The organism is Piscinibacter gummiphilus, assembly GCF_002116905.1.
GTDB lineage: Bacteria > Pseudomonadota > Gammaproteobacteria > Burkholderiales > Burkholderiaceae_C > Rhizobacter > Rhizobacter gummiphilus.
This window is the reverse complement of the sequence record NZ_CP015118.1, coordinates 4443940-4461515: the sequence shown is the minus strand read 5'-3', so window position 1 is coordinate 4461515 and position 17576 is coordinate 4443940. Positions and strand designations below refer to the sequence as shown.

The window sequence follows — 17576 nt, the reverse complement described above, 5'->3', positions numbered from 1 at the left end:
CACGCCGCTCCGTTTTCTTCCCATGAACACGACCACCGCTTCCTTGCCCCAGTCCCCCGCACGCTCCGGCCCCGCCTTCGGCATCCTGGGGGCGATCAGCACGTCCCACCTGGTCAACGACATGATGCAGTCGCTGATCCTCGCGATGTACCCGATCCTCAAGGGCGAGTTCCACCTGAGCTTCGGCCAGATCGGGCTGATCACGCTCACGTACCAGCTGACGGCCTCGCTGCTGCAGCCGCTGATCGGGCTGTTCACGGACCGCAAGCCGCTGCCGTGGTCGCTGCCGTTCGGCATGGCGTCCACGCTGTGCGGGCTGATGCTGCTGGCGTTCGCGCCGAGCTTCGGCGTGGTGCTGCTGGCCGCGGCCTTCGTGGGGCTGGGCTCGGCGATCTTCCACCCCGAGTCGTCGCGCATCGCGCGGCTGGCCTCGGGCGGGCAGCACGGGTTCGCGCAGTCGGTGTTCCAGGTGGGCGGGAACGCGGGCACGGCCGTGGGTCCGCTGCTGGCAGCCGCGGTGATCGTGCCGTTCGGCCAGCGCAGCGTCGCGTGGTTCGGGCTGGCCGCGCTGCTGGGCATCGTGCTGCTGCTGCAGGTGAGCCGCTGGTACGCGGCGCACCACGTGGCGCGGGCCGCCGCGAAGCGCCCGGCCGTCGAATCGCCGTACCCGCGCAACGTGGTGCTGGGCGCCATCGCCGTGCTGCTGGTGCTGATCTTCTCGAAGTACTTCTACATCGCCGGCCTCAGCAGCTTCTACACGTTCTACCTGATCGAGAAGTTCGGGCTGTCGGTGCAGTCGGCGCAGTTCCACCTGTTCATCTTCCTGTTCGCGTCGGCCGTGGGCACGGTGGTGGGCGGCCCGGTGGGCGACCGCATCGGGCGCAAGCCGGTGATCTGGGCGTCGATCCTCGGCGTGGCGCCGTTCGCGCTGCTCCTGCCGCATGCGAACCTGTTCTGGACCACGGCGCTCACGGTGGTCATCGGCCTCGTGCTGTCGTCGGCGTTCTCGGCCATCCTCGTCTACGCGCAGGAACTGATGCCCGGCAAGGTGGGCATGGTGTCGGGCCTGTTCTTCGGCTTCGCGTTCGGCATGGGCGGCCTCGGCGCCGCGGTGCTGGGCCTGCTCGCCGACCGCACCAGCATCGACTTCGTCTACCACGCGATCGCCTGGCTGCCGCTGCTCGGGGTGGTGGCGGCGCTGCTGCCCCGATCCCGGCCTTCGGGGAAGTGACCTCGGGAGATGGGACAATGGCGGCTGGCATGTGCCAGACCCATTCATCTCGAAGAGGAATCACCATGAGCGCAGACAAGCATCGCGCAGTCCGTCGGCAGAAGCAGAAGCGTGCCAAGGACCAGAAGAAGGACGACCGCCAGCAACGCGAAGCGGCCGTGGCCCAGGCCGCCGCCGCGCCGAAGAAGGCCTGAGCCCTTCACGCCGGCCGGCCTCGAGCCGGCTGACGCACAGGCGACCCCCGGGTCGCCTGTTTCGTTTCAGGGTGGCGAACGCCCCCGCCGTGCGGAAACGGCCGCCGCCAGCACCAGGTACGACCCGCACAGCACCATCAGCTGCCCGCCGAGCGGCGCCACGTCCGCGAGCGACGCGCCCTGCTGGTTGAGCCGCACGAATGCGAGGATGCCGGGCGAACTCGGGAACGCCGCCGCCAGCACGTTCAACGGCGCGGGGATCGATGCCACCGGCCAGGGCACCCCGCTCAGGAACATCAGCGGCAGCGACGTCGGCACCCACAACATGAACACCCGCTCGCGCCGGCCGGCCCAAGCGCCCAGCGCGACCCCCATCGCGGCCGACGCGAGGCAGAACACCGGCAGCAGCGCGGCCGCGCCCCACGGATTGCCACCGCGCGGCAGGTCCCAGAACCAGAAGACGAAGCCGAACCAGAAGAGCCCCGTGAGCGTGCCGAACGCGCTCAGCGTCGCGAGCAGGCCCAGGCCGTTGCGCGGCCGCGCGAGCCATCGCAGGCGCGACCGCCCGCGTTCGGCCCAGGTGCCCACCAGCATCGCGGCCGAGATGAGCACCGTCTGCTGAACGATCAGCACCGACACCGCGGGCACGATGTAGCTCGCGTAGCCGTCGCGCGTGTTGAAGAGCGAATGGGGAACGACCCGCACCGGCGCGCGCTGCAGCGCGGCCATCGCGGGCGTGGCGCCGCCGGCCTGCCGCCGTGCGATCTCGATGCCCGCCGACAGGGTGCCCACGACCTCGGCGAACCCCTGCAGCACCGTCTTGTTCAACAGCAGGAAGGCCCCGTTGCCCATCACCGGCAACGTCACCGCACGGCCGCGGTACACGTCGGCATGCAGGCCGCGCGGCACGACCAGTAGCCCCTCGACCTCGCGCCGCCACAGCGCCTCGCGGGCCTCGTTCTCGTCGCCGGTGACGAGGCGCACGTCGAGCTTCGGCGAGGCCTTCGCGAACCTCACGAGCTGTCGCGTGAGCGGACCGGGGTCGCCGTCGACGATGGCCACCGGCACGCGCGTCACCTCCTCGCGGGCGTACGGCAGCGGATAGAAGAACGCATACGCCACGCCGGCCACGACGAGGAGCAGCAGCACCCCGGTGTCGCGCAGCACGGCGCGCAGCGTGAGGCGCATCGCCAGGAGCACGCCATGGCGCCGGCTCACGAGTGTCCCCACGCGGCGGGCCGTGCCATCCGCCGCACGAGGGCGGGTGCGGCGAACCACGGCAGCACCGCGAACCCGGCCAGCACCGCGGCGCTGCCCATCGACACCGCCCACGGTGCCCCCATCCACCACTGCTCCGACTGCAGCCGGAGGAAATGCGTGAGGGGCAGCGCGGCCGACCAGCCCTGTGCCAGCAGCGGCATCGCGGCCACCGGGAACGCGATGCCGCCGTACGTGAACGCGGGCGACGTGATGAACCCCGCGGCCGACAGGCCCAGTCGCAGGCCGGATGCGAGACCGACCACGAGCATGCCCACGGCCGCGTTCGCGGCGACCATCGCGCCCCACGCGGCCAGCAGCAAGGGCAGCGAACCCGCCACCGCGAAGCCGCGCGCGAGCACGAGCCAGCCGACGAGCCCCCATCCGATCACCAGCAGCGGCAGCATCCCCACCGCGAGCTTGCCGGCCAGCGCGGCGCCGGGCCGCCCGCCGGCCGCGGCCAGCCACGCGGACACGGTGGCCTCGCGCAATTCGCGGCCGATCAGCACCACCGTCGTGAACATCGCGAACATCTGCACCAGGGCCGCGCCGAGTGCCGGCACCAGGAACCCTTCGTAGTTCATCGCCCCGTTGAAGAGGGTGACGAGGCCGGGCCGCAGCGGCTCGACGGCGCCGAGCGCGGTTGCGGCCGCTTCGCCGTGCGCGGTGCGGATCTGCAGCTCGGCCCCGGCCGAAAACAGCGTGACGGCCACTTGCACGTCGCTCTGCATCACGCTGGCCGCGGTGGAGAGCTGGCCGTTGACGAAGAGCTGCAGGGCGTTGGGCGAGCCGGTGCGCAACCGCCGCTCGAAGCCTTCGGGCACCACCAGCAGGCCCACGGCCTCGCCGCGGCGCACGGCGGCGAAGGCGTCCGAGTCGTCCGCCGGCGAACCGTCCACGCGCAGCGTCGGCGCCTGGCCGATGAACCGGGCGAGCTGCCGCGACGTGGCCGAGCGGTCGTGGTCGGCCACGCGCAGGGGCAGGTCGCGCGGCAGCCCGGCCGAGAACGTGGCGGCCACGACCACCACCATCAGCAGCGGCCACCACGTGACCAGCGCGAGCAGCCAGCCGTCGTGCCGCAGCGCCCGCAGTTCACGATGGGCGACGGCCCGCAGCGCCTCCGTGAAGCCGGGGCGGTCCATCGCTCAGGACGCCGGAGCCATCGGCACGAGCACGCTCATGCCGGGCCGCGCGCCCTTCAGGTCCGCGAGCGGCCGGGCACGGACCTCGAAGGTGCGGGCGTCGAAGCCCGGCCCCGACTTCGTCGAGCGCCACGTCGCGAAGTCCGGCTGCGCCGCGACGTAGAACACCTCGAACGCGACGCCGGTCTCGGCGAGCGCCGGCACGTCGCCGTCGAACTTCGCGCCGTGGCGAAAGCGCGGCATCAGGTCCTCCCGCACGTTGAGCACCACCCAGGGCCGGGCCACGACCGTGATGGTGGCCACCGGCACCCCCGCGGGCGAGATCTCGCCGGGCTTGGCATAGACCTTCGTGACCTCGCCGCCGACCGGGCTCGCCAGCCGCGATTCCGACGCGGCCACCTCGGCCTCGGCGACGACGCCCTGCGCCTGGCGCAGCTGCGCGGCCGCGGCGGCCTTGTCCTCGACCCGCGCGCCCTGTTGCGCCATCTCGTACTGCGCGTGAGCGGCGCCGGCGAGGTCGGCCGCGGCCTTCCACTGCGTCTCGGCCTCGTCGCGCTTCTGCGCGGCGATCAGCCCGTCGCGCGCGAGGCCGTCGACGCGGCGGAAGGTCTTCTCGGCCAGGACGGCTGCGGTCTCCGCGCGGCGCCAGTTCAGCTCGGCCATGCGGATCTCCTGCGAACGTGCGCCGGCATGCGCCTTGTCGTTCAGTGCCTGGGCGGCTGCCCGCACGGCCTGGGCCTCCTGCAACTTCGCGGCGATCTCGGGGGCGTCCATCTCGATCAGCTGCTGCTGCGCCTCGATGCGCTGCCCCTCGGTGACCAGCACCCGCGCGACCCGGCCCGGCACCTTGGCCGCGACGTTGACCTGCTCGGCGTCGAGCTGGCCTTCGAGCACGATGCGTGGCGGACGCGTGCCGGCCCACATGCCCCACGCGGTGACGGCGACGAGCGCGGCGACGACCAGCGCGGCCGCGAGCGTCGGACCGAGGTGGCGGCGGGGGGCGGGCGTGTCGTCCATCGTGTGGCGTCCTCGTCGTTCACTCCACGCGCCACGAGGCGGCGCGGGCCATCTCCGGCAGGCGATCGATCTCGCCCACCGACTGCAGCAGCGCCGACAGCGCCAGGTCGTAGTCGTACGCGGCCTGCGCGCGTTCGGTCAGCACCTTCGCGAGGTTGAGCTGCGCGTCGATCAGGTCGACGGCCGTGGACAGCCCTTCGCTGAAGCTCTTCTCGCGCAGGCGCAGGTACTCGCGGGCGAGCGCCTCCTGGCTCTCCATGGCCTCGTGGCTCACGCGGGCCTGTTCGGTGCGGCGGTGGTTGCGCTCCACCAGCAGCGCGATGTCCTCGCGGGCCTGGCGCTCCGCCTCGTCCACGCGCCGTTCGGCCGCGAGGCTCGATCGGGTCAGCGCGTTGCGGTCGATGCCGTCGATCAGCACGAAGTTGACCCCGAGCCCCACGATCCAGTCGGGCTTGTTCGAGCGGATCTCGCTCGTGCCGAAGGCGTAGACCACAGGCTTGTGGCCGCCCTCGTCGATGCGGTTCAGCGCCTGCGCCTGGGTGCGCTTGGCGCGCACGGTGGCCATGCCGGGGTGGTGGTCCTCGCCCTTCGCGATGTAGTCGGCCAGCGCGGGCAGCGGACGTGCGTCGACGAAGAGCGGCGTGGCGAGGTCGAGGCCCGCCAGCGACTCCTGGCCCGTCGTGCGGGCGAGGGCGCTTTCCGCGAGCGCGAGGTCGTTCGCGGCCTTGGCGGCGTCGCGGCGCGCCTGGTCGAAGGCCACGTCGGCCTGCAGCCGCTCGACACGCGCGATGAGGCCGGCCGCCTCCATGCGCTTCGCGGTCTCGAGGTGTTTCGCCACGCCGTCGCGCGCGGCCACGCGCACCTGCAGCGCCTTGCGGGCGAGCTGCACGCCGAAGTAGCGTTCGACGAGCGTGGCGGCCACCTCGTCGCCCGACTGGCGCTCCTCCGCGACGGATTCCTCCACGCGCCCCTTCGCGAGGTCGCGCACGCCGTCGAACCGACCGCCCATGTAGAGCGGCCAGAAGCCGAGCAGCAGGCCGCTCGCGCCTTCATCGCGCAGGCGCAGGTTGACGGAGTTGGGCAGCGTGGGGATGTCGAGCGGGATCGGCAGCTGCGACGGCGGGATCGGCAGGTTGCCGATGAGCCCGTTGATCTGGCTCGCGTAGGGCTCGAGCGGGATCGCGAGCCGCTTCTCGAAGGCGTAGCCGATGGCCCCGATCGACACCACCGGGCCGCCGAGGCCCCGCGTGGCCTCGGCCTGCTCGCGCCGCTGCTCGGTGCCCGCCGCCGCGGCGCCCAGCTTGCCGGAGTGGCGCTGCGCGAGCTGCAGCGCACGGGTCAGGTCCAGGTCGGCCGCGTGCGCGCCCGTGCACAGCACGAAGCCGGCGGCGATCAGCCCGGCCCGCACCTTCATCGCTCAGGCTTTCGCACCCCCGCCGGCCTTCGCGTCCTGCCATGCTTTGACGTACCGTGGCGCCAGTTCGGCCAGGTGCTCGCCGATCTTGCGGTAGGCCTCGTCGGGCAGGTTGGCGAGCGACACCCGGACCGACCACTTCGGACCGCCGAAGCCGCCGCCGTCCATCAGCACGATCGAGAAGCGCTCGGCCAGCCGGAACAGGAAGTCCACCGGCTCGAAGTTGGCTTCGAGGAAGGCCGCGAACTCGGCGCCGTATTTCTGGTTCACCCACACCATCAGGTCCAGCTCCACGTAGTAGCCGGCCTGGTGCGCGATCTTCGGGCGCGGCAGGCCGAGGCCCGCCCACAGGTCGTCGAGGCGGCGCTGCACGATGGCCCGCGTGAGCTTCTTGTAGCGGTCTGCCGTGTCGGTCAGCGCGGACAGCGAGAACAGCGCCATCTGGCACTGCTGCGGCAGCGACAGGCCGGCCGTGTGGTTCAGCGCCACCGAGCGGCTGTCGGCCACCAGGCGGTCGATGAACTTGATCTTGTCCGGCGTCATCGAGATCGAGCTGTAGCGGCCGTGGAGTTCGGCCCGCTTGCCGGGCGGGAGTTCGGTCAGCAGCCGGTCGAAGATGTTGTCCTCGTGCAGCGCGATGACACCGAGCCGCCAGCCGGTGCAGCCGAAGTACTTCGAGTACGAGTACACACCGAGCGTGTTCTGCGGCAGCTCGGCCATCAGCGAGCGGAAGCCGTCGACGAAGGTGCCGTACACGTCGTCCGTGATGACGATGAGGTTCGGGTTGTCGTTGCGCACGATGTCCGCGAGGCGCTTCAGCGTTTCCGGCGACACCATCACCGACGGCGGGTTGCTCGGGTTGACGAGGAAAAACGCCTTCACGCTCGGGTCGCGCAGCTTGTCGATTTCGCTGTCGGGGTACTGCCACGTGTGGAACCCGTCGGGGCCGCAGGTGGGCGACGCGTCGACGTTGACCACGTTGAAGTCGTAGCGCGCGAGGTGGGGGATCTCGATGTACGGCGTGAACGTGGGCACCGCGAGGGCCACCGTGTCACCCTTGCGCAGCAGGCCGTTGGTCTCGAGCGAATCGAAGATGTAGCACATGGCCGCCGTGCCGCCTTCCACCGCGAAGATGTCGAAGGTGCCGGCGGGCGGCTTGTTGCCGCACATCTCCTGGTCGAGGTACTTGCGCGCGACGACCTCGACGTGGCGCAGGATGCGGTCGGGCACCGGGTAGTTGTCGCCGATGATCGCGTCGGCCAGTTCGTGCACGAAGGCGTCGGCCTCGAACTTCAGCGTCTCCACCCCATAGGCCACGCTGCGTGCGAGCAGGTCGGCGCCGGGGTTGGTCTTGTGGCTTTCGAGGAAGGTCTTCAGCCGCGCGGCGATGCCGTCCTTGGCCGGCATGCCGCCCAGTCCCTCGTCCTTCCACACCCGCTCGGACTCGGTCAAGGCGAACTGTCCGAGCAGGAAAAACGCCTGGCGCGGCGTCGTGGCGATCCAGTTCGGGTTGCCGCGGCCGGCGTTCAGCATCGCGTAGTTGCCGGGCTTCGCGTTTTCGGTGGAGAGCTTGATCAGCTCGTCCTTCAGTTCGAAAGGACTCAGCGAGAGCAGCGACTGCTGGGTTTCGCGGCTGGTCTTCAGGGGGCGGAGGCGGTCGGTGTCGCTCATGGTGGACCTCGTGATGGAGGAGGGGGGGATCAGGCCAGGCCGACGATGAGCGGCCCCAGCAGGGTCAGCAGCACGTTGGCCAGCGCGTAGGTGAGGGCGAACGGCACGGTGGGCACCGGGCTCGCCGCCTTGTCGAGGATCTCGCCGAAGGCCGGGTTCGCGCTGCGCGAGCCCGACAGCGCGCCGGCGAGCACCGCGGCGTTGTCGTAGCGCAGCACCCAGCGGCCGAACAGCATCGTGAGGATCAGCGGCACCACGGTCACCACCACCCCGAGCAGGAAGATGGTGATGCCGCTTTCCTTGATCGTCTGCACCGCCTGCAGGCCGGAGTTGAGGCCCACGATGGCGACGAAGGCGGCGAGGCCGAAGTCGCGCAGCAGCTGGCCGGCCTCGGAGGGCATCGCCCCGAACATCGGCCGCTTGGACCGGGCCCAGCCGAACAGCAGGCCGGCGAGCAGCGCGCCGCCACCGGAACCCAGCGTGAGCGGGATGCCACCCACGTGCGCCACCAGCAGGCCGATCATCAGGCCCAGGAACACACCGGCGCCCATGTAGACGAAGTCGGTCTTGCCGTCGGTGGCGAGCGGGTAGCCGGTGGCCTCCACCGCACGGGCCGTGTCGGCCGCGGTGCCGTAGAAGCTGACCACGTCGCCGTGCTGCAGCACGGTGTTCGGCAGCACCGAGAGCGGCTGGCCACCCCGGGTGATGGCCGTGATGTAGAGGCCGTGGCGCATGCTGCGGTCCACCGCCGCCCGCACCTCGTCGATGGTCTTGTTGTTGAAGCCCTTGCGCGTGAACACCGCCTGGCGCGTCTGCATCAGCAGGGCCATGCCCTCGACGTCGTGCACTTCGGTGCCGATGCGCGCGGCGGTCTCGACGACGGGCGCGCGCCGTCCGACCACCAGCACGATGTCGCCCTTGGCGAGCCGCAGGTCGGGCGCCAGGTCGAGCGGCTTGCCGGCGCGGGACACCCGCTCGATGGTGAAATCGTCGTGCGCGAGGCCTTCCACTTCGGACACGTTGCGGCCGTCCACGCCCTCCACGCGGAAGAGGCGTCCCACGAGCGCCGGTGCGGCGGCCGCCTGGCCGGGGCCGGCACGGGTGCCGCCGCCCTTGAGGCCGGCCTCGGCCTCCAGCGCAGCGGTGCGCAGGTCCTTGCCCATGAATTTCGGCAGCAGGTTGGCGCAGATCAGGATCGCGCCGAACGAGCCGAACACGTAGGTCACGGCATACCCGACCGCGACGTTGGCCTGCAGCCGCTTCGTCTCCTCGGCGGACAGCCCCAGCTGGGCGATGGCGTCGCCGGCCGTGCCGATGATGGCCGACTGCGTCATGCCCCCGGCGGCCAGGCCGGCGGCGAGGCCCTTGTCGAGGTGGAAGAGCTTCGCGACCACCAGCACCGTGACGAGCCCGGCGATGGCCATGAACACCGCCATCGCGATCTCGCGCAGCGACTGGCGGTTCAGCGAGTTGAAGAACTGCGGCCCGCTGTCGTAGCCCACCGCGTAGATGAACAGGGCGAACATGACGGACTTGACGCCGTTGTCCACCTGCACGCCCACCTGGCTCACGATCACCGCGACGATGAGCGAGCCGGCAACCCCGCCGAACTGGAACTTGCCGAACTTGATCTTCCCGAACGCGTACCCGACGGCGAGGCTGAGGAACAGCGCGGCCTCGGGGGACTTCTGGAAGATGCCGTGCAACCACTCCATGCCGTACCTCCAGTGGACAATCAGGAGCGCAAGGTAGGCCCCCTGGGGGGCAGCTGTATATTGGCCTTTGGTGCATCGGGCGGCCGCCGGCGCTACAGTGGACTTCCGCTGCCCTCGATGAAAGGACCGCCATGACCCGCTCCGTCGCACTGTCTTCCTCGTCCTCCGACGACCTCGGCAAACTCGTGCTGCGGGTGCTCGTCGGCCTGCTCGTGCTGGTCCACGGTGTCTCGAAGCTGCAGAACGGCATCGGCCCCGTGCTCGGGGCGGTCGCGAACGCGGGCCTTCCCTCCGCCGTCGCCTACCTCGTCTACGTGGGCGAGGTGCTCGCACCGCTGCTGATGATCGCCGGCTTCTGGACCCGGCCCGCGGCGCTCGTCGTGGCGGGCAACATGCTGGTGGCCATCGGGCTCGTGCACCGCGGGCAGATCTTCCAGCTGAACAACACCGGCGGCTGGGCCATCGAGCTGCAGGCGATGTACCTGTTCGGCGCGTTCGCCGTGGTGCTGCTGGGGGCCGGACGCTTCAGCGTGGGCGGCGCCGCCGGCCGCTGGAACTGAGCCTCGCACCCGCCGGCGGGGGGGGGCGTGAATCGTTGTGAATCCCTGTGAGGCGGGGCGCCCTCGCGCGGCCCCGTCGGGTATCGTGCGCGGCGAATCCCCATTCCCCGAGGAACACGCATGCGGCAGGGCGAGCTCGACCATCTCGACGTGGGCCACCGGCTCGACCGGCTGCCTGTCACCGCGCTCCACGTTGCCGCCGTGGCGCTCTGTGCACTCGGCTTCTCGTTCGACCTGTTCGAGATCGGCCTCGGCAACGTGCTGTCCGCCGTGTTCTCCGCGCCGCCCCACGCGGTGGCGCCGGGGGACCTGTCGCTGCTGCTGTCGTCCGTCTACGTCGGTGCGGTGGTGGGGGCGCCGCTGCTCGGCTGGTGCGCCGACCGCCATGGCCGCCGCACCACGCTCGCCGCCGTGCTGCTGTGGCTGTCGGCGGCGTCGCTCGCGGCGGCGCTGAGCCGCGGCGTGGTCGAGCTGGGGGCGGCGCGTGTGCTGGCGGGCCTCGCGCTCGGCGCGTACCCGCCGCTGATGATGTCGTACCTCACCGACCTGCTGCCGCCGCGCCGGCGCGGGCTGCTGACCCTCGTGTGCATCGCGGTCGCCTCGCTCGGTCCGCCGGCCGGCGTGTTCCTCGTGCGGTGGCTGACGCCGCTGCAGCCGCTGGGCATCGAGGCCTGGCGCTGGGCCTTCTACGTGGGCACGGCCGGGTCCTTGCTCGCGGGGCTGATGTTCTTCCGCCTGCCCGAGTCGCCCCGGTGGCTGATGGCACGTGGTCGCCTGGACGAGGCGGAGGCCGCCTGCGCTCGCTTCGAGCGGTCGCGCAGCGTGCTGTCCGCCGGCGCGGAACCGGCCGTGCAGGCCGTGGCCGGGGCACCCGACGCGCCATCCCGCAGCCCCTGGCCGCGCGTGGCCGCGATGTTCCTGCTGAGCCCGTGGTCCACCGTGGCGTTCCCGCTGCTGATGGGCGCGGTGCTGATGCAGAAGGGCTTCAAGCTGTCGGACACGCTGCTGTTCGTCGGCCTCTCCACCTTCGGCCCGTTCGTGGGCACGCTCGCCGCGTCGTTCGTGGTGGACCGCATCGAGCGGCGCCTCGCGCTCGGCGCGTGCGCGGTGCTGCTGCTGGGTTCGGGCCTCGTGTTCGTCGCGAGCGGCACGCCGCTGTGGCTGATCCTCTCCAGCACGCTGTTCGGGCTCGTGTCGTCGCTCTACACGTCGGCCCTCACGCTGTACGCGGCCGAGGTGTTCCCGACCCGCGTGCGCGCCACGTCGCTCGCCGGGGCCTGGGCGCTCAACCGCGTCGGTGCGGCCGTGGCGCCGCTGGTGCTGCTGCCGCTGCTGCGCGGCGGTGGTGCCGTGGCGATGTTCGCGGTGATCGCGGTGGCGCTCGTCGCGACACTCGCGGTGCTGGCCCTGTCGCCGCGCGGGCAGCAGCGCCGGCCGGTCGCCTGACCTTCAGTCCGGGGCATCGAGCCGCGCGGCGGCTTCGGCGAGGTCGCGGGTCCGTCGTCCCTGCGTGAAGCGGGCCAGCACGCCGGCCAGGCGGTCGCGTGCTTCGGCGCCCCGGCCGCGCGGTGCCCACAGGTCGACGAGGCTCGATGCGGTGCGCAGCTCCCACGACAGCGCGCCCTGGGCACGAGCCAGTTCGAGCGACCGCAGCAGCCCGGCCTCGGCCTCGTCCGCCGACAGCCGCCGGGTGCGCAGTCCCGACACCGCGTCCGCGCGCAGCACTTCGGGCGCGCACCACCCGACCGTCCCGGCCTCGACGCGGCGGCGGGCCTCGGGCACGGGCCGGCCGGGCCGCAGCGTGGCGGCCATGTCGGCCTCCTTGCCGGCCAGTGGCACGGGTGGGTCCGTCCCGTCGCCCAGGGCGTCGGAGAACATGCGTGACCACGAGGTCCAGAACGACTGCGAGTGCTGCAGCGCATGGTCGCGGAACCGCGCCAGCACCGTGCGGGCGACGTCCAGGTCGCCCCGCCACGTGGCGACGGGCAGCAGCCCGAGGCCCAGCACGAGCGACAGTTCGTGCGGGTTGTCCAGGTGCACGCGCCGGAGCGTGTCGTCGAGCAGGGTCGAGGCATCGTCCGGCCGCCCTTCGAGCCAGTGGATGCGCGCGAGCAGCACGCGCAGCGACACGGCCACCGGGATGTGGCTCACGTGGGTCCGGTGGGCGAGCCGCGACGGGTGCCCGAGCACCCGTTCGGCGCGCGTGCGCGCCTCGGCGTGCCGGCCGAGGTAGTGCAGCGTCTGCGCGAGCATGCGGTCGCCGAAGAAGATCGCGGCGGGATCGTCCGGTCCGTCGCTCAGCGCCTGCGCGCGCCGGGCCGCTTCGAGCGATTCGGGGTAGGCCCCGCGGGTGAAGGCGGTCAGGCATTCGTGCGCCAGCACCTGGTGCATGCGAGCTGGCGGCCCGAGGCGGTCCGCCAGCTCGCGGAGGCGGCCGAGCAGGGGCTCCTGCGACACGGTGCTGTGGCCGCTCATCAGGCACAGCGCCATGCCGGCCCCGAATTCGAGTTCGGGGTCGGGCGGGTGCAGCGCCACCGCCTGCTCGAACGCGAGCTGCATCCGCGGGCGGAACTCGTCGATGCGGCCGAGGGCCATGATCAGCGGGCCCGTCGCGCCGGCGAGCCTTGCCGCGAGGCGCGGGTCACCCCACGGCGACGAGGCCCAGTCGAGCGCGGCCCGCACGTCGTCGAGCACCCGGCCCTGGCGCGTGATGCACGACTGCACCGTGTCGATCGGTGCCGTCTGGATCTCCGCCACCGCGTCCGCCGCGAGCCGCAGCACGTGTTCCGCATGGCGCGTGGCCAGTGCCAGGAACTCGCCGCTCTCGCGCAGGCGCGTGGCCGCGTAGGCCTGCGTGGTGCCCAGCAGCCGCAGGCGCACCGGGTCGTGGGCCGTGTCGTTGGCGACGAGGGACTTCGCGACGAGGTTCACGAGGCTCGCCGTCACGGCCTCGCCGCCGAGCCGCCCGCACGTGGCGACCCGCACGGCGTCGGAGACCGTGAAGGGCGCACGGAAGACCGACAGGCGCCGCAGCACCGTGCGGTCGTGGTCGTCGAGCAGGCCGTGGCTCCAGTCGAGCGTCGCCTGCAGCGTCTGGTGGCGGGGCGACGCGGTGCGCCGGCCGCGGGTCAGCACCCCCAGCATGTTGTCGAGCCCGTCGGCCAGCCCCTGGACGCCCAGCGTGTCGATGCGCGTGGCCGCGAGTTCGATCGCGAGCGGCAGGCCGTCGAGCCGGCGGCACACGTGCCGCACGAGCGCGAGGTTCGCCGGCTCGCGCAGCAGCGCCTGGCGGTCGCCCGGCGCCCGCTCGAGGAACAGCTCGACCGCCGGCGCCTCGTGCGCCGCGAAGGGGGCGTGCGGGTCGGGCAGCCCGAGCGGCGGCAGGTGGTGCACCCACTCGCCGGGTGTGTCGAGCGGCTCGTGGCTCGTGGCGAGGATGTGCACGCCGGCCGCGGCGGACAGCACGGTGTCGGCCAGCAGTGCCACCGCGTCGATCACGTGCTCGCAGTTGTCGAGGAGCACGAGCACGCGCATCGGGCGCAGCGCGTGGTCCAGCGCGGGCCACGGGTGGTCGGGTGGCACGACGATGCCGAGGGTGTCGGCCAGCGCCGCGGGCACGCGGCGCGGGTCGGTCACAGGCGACAGGTCGACGAACCGGACACCGTCGGGGAAAGCCGCGGCCGACACCGCCCCGACCGCGATCGCCGTGGTGGTTTTGCCCATGCCCCCCGGCCCGACGACGGTGACGAGGCGCCGCTCGGTCACCTGGCGCGAGAGCGCGGCGATGGTGGCGTCGCGCCCGACGGGATGGGTCAGCAGCACCGGCAGGTGGCGGGACGCGGGCAGGGGCGCCGGCAGCGCCGGTGAACGGGGCACGACCGGGGCGACGAAGCTGTAGCCGCGTCCGGGCACGTTGGCGATGTAGCCGTCGCCCAGCGCCTTGCGCAGCGCCAGCACATGGACCCGCAGGCTCGTTTCCTCGACCACGGCGCGGGGCCACACCCGGGCCACGAGCGTGTCGCGGCTCAGCACTTCGCCCGGTTGCTCGACGAGCGTGTCGAGCAGGTCCATCGCGCGCCCTCCGATGCGGACCGGCTGGCCCTCGCGGAGCAGCGTTTTCCGGGCGCGGTCGAGCACGAACGGGCCGAACGTGACGATGGCGTCGGGCGGAGGCGGCATGGGACCGGGGCGCCTGGGCCGGCGCGGGGCGGAGGGGAGCGGGGAGTGTAGCAATGGGGTGGCGTTGACGAGGCCCGCGGACGCGACCACCATCCCGGGAGGCACTCGTGGCTGCAGGAGGTCCCATGGCCGAGAAGGACAAGGTGTTCGCAGGCTCCATCCCGAAGTTCTACGACACGCTGATGGTGCCGCTGATCTTCGAGGTCTACGCCATCCGCATGGCCGAACTCGTGTCGGGATTCTCGCCCGGCGCGGTGCTGGAGACGGCGGCGGGCAGCGGCGCCGTCACGCGGGCGCTCGCGCCGAAGCTCGGGGCCGGGGCACGCTACGTGGTGACGGACCTCAACCAGCCCATGCTCGACTACGCCGCGCAGCGGCAGGGAGCCGATGCCCGCATCGAGTGGCGGCAGGCCGACGCGCTCGCGCTGCCGTTCGAGGCCGCGTCGTTCGACGTGGTCTGCTGCCAGTTCGGGGCGATGTTCTTCCCCGACCGCATCGCGGGCTACGGCGAAGCCCGGCGCGTGCTTCGGCCGGGTGGGCACTTCGCCTTCAGCGTGTGGGACCGCATCGAGGAGAACGTGTTCGCCGACGAGGTCACCGCCGCTGTCGCGACGCTGTTCCCGGACGACCCGCCACGTTTCCTCGCCCGCACCCCCCATGGCCACCACAACGTCGCGGTGATCCGCGACGAACTGTGCCTCGCGGGGTTCACTGACATCGTGATCGAGACGTACGAGTCGGTCAGCCGCGCACCCTCGGCCCGCGACGTCGCGATTGCCTTCTGCCAGGGCACGCCGCTGCGCAACGAGATCGAAGCCCGCGACCCAGGCGCGCTGCAGCGCGCCACGGACCGGGCGGCGGAGGCGATTGGCCTGCGCCATGGCGACGGGCCAGTGGCCGGGAAGATCCAGGCGCACGTGATTGTGGCCATGGGCTAATGCCGGCGCTTAAGCTGGGATCGCCGTCCCAATGACGGCTCGGAGGTGCTGTAGTATTAAATCGATTGCCTACTGAAGGGCTTTCTGGTCTCGCGTTCTGAATGCCAGCGTATCGACCGACCAGGGAAGAATGTATGCGTGCCTGTCTACCAATCGGAATCTATTCCAATAAGACTCGCCATGCTTTTCGACAAGTTCCCAGCAGTCCCTGGCCGTTTGCGTCTCCTGGGATACCGAGCACTTCATCAGTTCCGTCAATGAGAAGGCAAGGTCTTTCGGCCACGGCAAAGCCTGGAGTTCAAGATTTTCCGGCTTCACCGCCCAATGCCAGTCGAGTTCAGGCTCCGTAGGCGCAACGTGCAGGACATGCACCTTGGATCTGAACGACACGAATGGAAAGTCCTCGGGGACCGCAACGACGATGTGGCGAACTATCGATTCACTTGGGGCGACTTGGGTGCCAGGAGGCACCAGGTTGCCCAACGCCAGCAGAAGATACTCACTGCCGACAGGTCCCGAAGCACCATAGGTCATTTCTGATGAATCTGCGCCGGACAAGACAGCGCGCGAGCGTTGAAAAGTGCGATTGATGGTCTTGATGGAATCTTCCGGGATGGGTGAAAGCACTTCTACCCTCTTGACGCCGACAACGGCCTGAGATGTGTGGAGAAACGTGTCTCGCTTTCCCAGATTCGTGAGCTTGACCTCGAAATCCATCAACACGCAGCAGTCGGAACGACCCACCACAGAAGACGCCCCCGACATTTGGACCAGCGATGGTTCCAACTGCGGGGCGATGATGCGGTCATAGAAGAACTGCACGCCGGCCCACAGACCGCCGAGGATGAGCGTTGGAATGGCTAGTCCATCACGCAGACGTGCGGCGAGTGAGGGACTCGCGGGGGCGCGATTCTTACGGATCGAGAGTTTCCTCATGGTCTCGTTGTGTTTCTCGATCGAGTGGAGCGTTTCCAGTGATCGAGAGAACGGCTCCCCAAAGTTCAGTTGACCATCAGCGCCGACGGACTCAGCGTTAGCGTGAGCAATCCGGCAGATTCGTCGCCGTTGCCCGAGGTCTTCTCCCGTCGCCCATAGCGAAAGTTCAGCCAAGTGCCCGGCGCGATGCGATAGTCGATCCCGAGCGCGCTCTTGAGCGTCTGCTCTCCGCCTTGTACGGCACGCGGGCTGGCGTTGCTGGCTTCGCCAAGCAGGCGGACCGTGTCCGTGCCTGCGGCGGCTCGGATGGCGAACAGGTTCGAGCTCTGACGCTGAACGCTGCCGGAGCCGACGCTGGACAGGACGGGTTCGCGGTGGTTGTAGCGGGCGCTCGCACTCAGCGCCCAGCCCCACTCGAAGTCGGGTTCAGTGGCTTCGGATGTCTTGGCGTCGGACGCCGCAGCGATGTTGGATTTCGAAAAACCTCGTCCGTAGCGCGCCGCGAGCACGGCTGAGGTCCCCGAACCAACCGAACTGGCCGCTGACGAATCGAGGGCCACATCGCCGGTGGCGATGGTCACGGACCAGACCGGTCGGAACCAGCGGGCGTCGAACTTCTTCGTCTCCGCTTTCTCGCACGTCGTGATCGCTTCCGAAAGGCCGGCATTGGGGGCTGCCGTTGGCTTGTTGGGGCCGGGGTTCGGGACGATTGGTCCGCTTGCCGCAGTCGCCGCCGCGGCGGCCGCGGTGATCGCCGAGTCCGCGCACTCAAGCGTCTTCACGCGGACCTGGACGGGATCGTCTTTCTTTTCGAATGTTCCGTTGGTGGAGAGTGCAACAGCGCGACGACGATACTTCGCGACGTCTGTGTCGCTGACACCCTGCGCGTAGCTGAGTGTCAGGTTGACTACGGGCTGCAACCACAAGGTGTTGGTCAGGTAGTCATTCAGATTGATCTTTGGAAACGGATGCCGGGTTCGCGCTGGCGTTATTGCGATGCCTCCGCCCTTGTTCTTCGGATCGACGGCTTGCATGAGCAAGCCGAAATCCCGCGTCGACTCGGCGATGGTGACGGCGGACTGTGCGATGCCAACCATCGAGGCGGCTGACACGTGGGCAGCGGCATCGTCCAACAGGTAGTTCTGCCACGTCTTGTCCGTGCCCTTGCTCAGCAGCGTCACGCTTGCGTCCTGCTTGACGGCCTTGTCCTTCGCGGCATCCGAGGACGTCGCGGCTGCCGGAGTTTGCTGGGCGTGAGCATTTGCGGTGAACAGCGCGGCCAACACCATCGCGGAGACCCGCGTGATCGCATGATGTCTCAT

General features: G+C 70.6%; 14 protein-coding genes. 5 read left to right on the top strand and 9 right to left on the bottom strand.

From position 1 onward, the window contains the following. Positions 1–22 precede the first annotated feature (22 nt). Positions 23–1231: an MFS transporter gene (locus A4W93_RS20210; RefSeq protein ID WP_085752316.1), complete on the top strand. Its 1209-nt coding sequence runs from the start codon at positions 23–25 to the stop codon at positions 1229–1231. 65 nt (positions 1232–1296) lie between these two features. Then, entirely contained in the window at positions 1297–1425 is a 129-nt protein-coding gene (locus A4W93_RS30640; RefSeq protein ID WP_257790061.1) for a hypothetical protein, read from the top strand. A 66-nt stretch (positions 1426–1491) separates the two neighbouring features. On the opposite strand, the gene A4W93_RS20205 is transcribed toward A4W93_RS30640, so the two are convergent. From A4W93_RS20205 to aspT, 6 genes are read right to left on the bottom strand one after another with little or no spacing between them, the layout of a single operon-like run. Beyond that, positions 1492–2643, bottom strand: coding sequence for an ABC transporter permease (locus A4W93_RS20205; protein ID WP_099959944.1), 1152 nt, complete (start codon positions 2641–2643; stop codon positions 1492–1494). Beyond that, positions 2640–3824, bottom strand: coding sequence for an ABC transporter permease (locus A4W93_RS20200; protein ID WP_085752315.1), 1185 nt, complete (start codon positions 3822–3824; stop codon positions 2640–2642). Before A4W93_RS20200 ends, A4W93_RS20205 begins: the two co-directional genes overlap by 4 nt. Before the next feature lie 3 nt (positions 3825–3827). Further along, positions 3828–4841: an HlyD family secretion protein gene (locus A4W93_RS20195; RefSeq protein ID WP_085752314.1), complete on the bottom strand. Its 1014-nt coding sequence runs from the start codon at positions 4839–4841 to the stop codon at positions 3828–3830. Between the two features lie 19 nt (positions 4842–4860). Further along, entirely contained in the window at positions 4861–6255 is a 1395-nt protein-coding gene (locus A4W93_RS20190) for a TolC family protein (RefSeq protein ID WP_085752313.1), read from the bottom strand. Positions 6256–6258: 3 nt separating this feature from the next. Beyond that, complete coding sequence (locus A4W93_RS20185) at positions 6259–7926, bottom strand: bifunctional aspartate transaminase/aspartate 4-decarboxylase (RefSeq protein ID WP_085752312.1); 1668 nt, start codon at positions 7924–7926, stop codon at positions 6259–6261. 29 nt (positions 7927–7955) lie between these two features. Further along, a complete protein-coding gene (aspT, locus tag A4W93_RS20180; RefSeq protein ID WP_085752311.1) occupies positions 7956–9641 on the bottom strand; it encodes an aspartate-alanine antiporter in 1686 nt (561 codons plus the stop codon). 131 nt (positions 9642–9772) lie between these two features. On the opposite strand from aspT, the gene A4W93_RS20175 reads away from it, so the two are divergent. After that, a complete protein-coding gene (locus tag A4W93_RS20175) occupies positions 9773–10201 on the top strand; it encodes a DoxX family protein (RefSeq protein ID WP_085752310.1) in 429 nt (142 codons plus the stop codon). A 120-nt stretch (positions 10202–10321) separates the two neighbouring features. Further along, the gene (locus A4W93_RS20170) at positions 10322–11647 is read left to right on the top strand and encodes an MFS transporter (RefSeq protein ID WP_085752309.1); all 1326 of its coding nucleotides are present in this window, start codon (positions 10322–10324) and stop codon (positions 11645–11647) included. A 3-nt stretch (positions 11648–11650) separates the two neighbouring features. Here A4W93_RS20170 and A4W93_RS20165 read toward each other — a convergent pair whose 3' ends face one another. Next, on the bottom strand, positions 11651–14380 hold the full coding sequence (locus tag A4W93_RS20165; protein ID WP_169726567.1) for an ATP-binding protein: 2730 nt from the start codon (positions 14378–14380) through the stop codon (positions 11651–11653). A gap of 125 nt (positions 14381–14505) precedes the next feature. Between A4W93_RS20165 and A4W93_RS20160 the strand changes: the two genes are divergently transcribed. Beyond that, positions 14506–15318 carry a class I SAM-dependent methyltransferase gene (locus tag A4W93_RS20160; RefSeq protein ID WP_085752307.1) on the top strand — a complete coding sequence of 271 codons (813 nt, stop codon included), beginning with the start codon at positions 14506–14508 and terminating at the stop codon, positions 15316–15318. 69 nt (positions 15319–15387) lie between these two features. Here A4W93_RS20160 and A4W93_RS29780 read toward each other — a convergent pair whose 3' ends face one another. Next, the gene (locus A4W93_RS29780; RefSeq protein ID WP_157131712.1) at positions 15388–16254 is read right to left on the bottom strand and encodes a hypothetical protein; all 867 of its coding nucleotides are present in this window, start codon (positions 16252–16254) and stop codon (positions 15388–15390) included. Positions 16255–16319: 65 nt separating this feature from the next. Next, positions 16320–17576 carry a hypothetical protein gene (locus A4W93_RS20155; protein WP_157131711.1) on the bottom strand — a complete coding sequence of 419 codons (1257 nt, stop codon included), beginning with the start codon at positions 17574–17576 and terminating at the stop codon, positions 16320–16322.

What these genes read in the sequence shown, in the direction of transcription:
- A4W93_RS20155 (WP_157131711.1), bottom strand. Translation starts at nt 17,576, where the DNA reads ATGAGACATCATGCGATCACGCGGGTCTCCGCGATGGTGTTGGCCGCG.
- A4W93_RS29780 (WP_157131712.1), bottom strand. Translation starts at nt 16,254, where the DNA reads ATGAGGAAACTCTCGATCCGTAAGAATCGCGCCCCCGCGAGTCCCTCA.
- A4W93_RS20210 (WP_085752316.1), top strand. Translation starts at nt 23, where the DNA reads ATGAACACGACCACCGCTTCCTTGCCCCAGTCCCCCGCACGCTCCGGC.
- A4W93_RS20170 (WP_085752309.1), top strand. Translation starts at nt 10,322, where the DNA reads ATGCGGCAGGGCGAGCTCGACCATCTCGACGTGGGCCACCGGCTCGAC.
- A4W93_RS20195 (WP_085752314.1), bottom strand. Translation starts at nt 4,841, where the DNA reads ATGGACGACACGCCCGCCCCCCGCCGCCACCTCGGTCCGACGCTCGCG.
- A4W93_RS20175 (WP_085752310.1), top strand. Translation starts at nt 9,773, where the DNA reads ATGACCCGCTCCGTCGCACTGTCTTCCTCGTCCTCCGACGACCTCGGC.
- A4W93_RS20190 (WP_085752313.1), bottom strand. Translation starts at nt 6,255, where the DNA reads ATGAAGGTGCGGGCCGGGCTGATCGCCGCCGGCTTCGTGCTGTGCACG.
- A4W93_RS20160 (WP_085752307.1), top strand. Translation starts at nt 14,506, where the DNA reads ATGGCCGAGAAGGACAAGGTGTTCGCAGGCTCCATCCCGAAGTTCTAC.
- A4W93_RS20165 (WP_169726567.1), bottom strand. Translation starts at nt 14,380, where the DNA reads ATGCCGCCTCCGCCCGACGCCATCGTCACGTTCGGCCCGTTCGTGCTC.
- aspT (WP_085752311.1), bottom strand. Translation starts at nt 9,641, where the DNA reads ATGGAGTGGTTGCACGGCATCTTCCAGAAGTCCCCCGAGGCCGCGCTG.
- A4W93_RS20200 (WP_085752315.1), bottom strand. Translation starts at nt 3,824, where the DNA reads ATGGACCGCCCCGGCTTCACGGAGGCGCTGCGGGCCGTCGCCCATCGT.
- A4W93_RS20185 (WP_085752312.1), bottom strand. Translation starts at nt 7,926, where the DNA reads ATGAGCGACACCGACCGCCTCCGCCCCCTGAAGACCAGCCGCGAAACC.
- A4W93_RS30640 (WP_257790061.1), top strand. Translation starts at nt 1,297, where the DNA reads ATGAGCGCAGACAAGCATCGCGCAGTCCGTCGGCAGAAGCAGAAGCGT.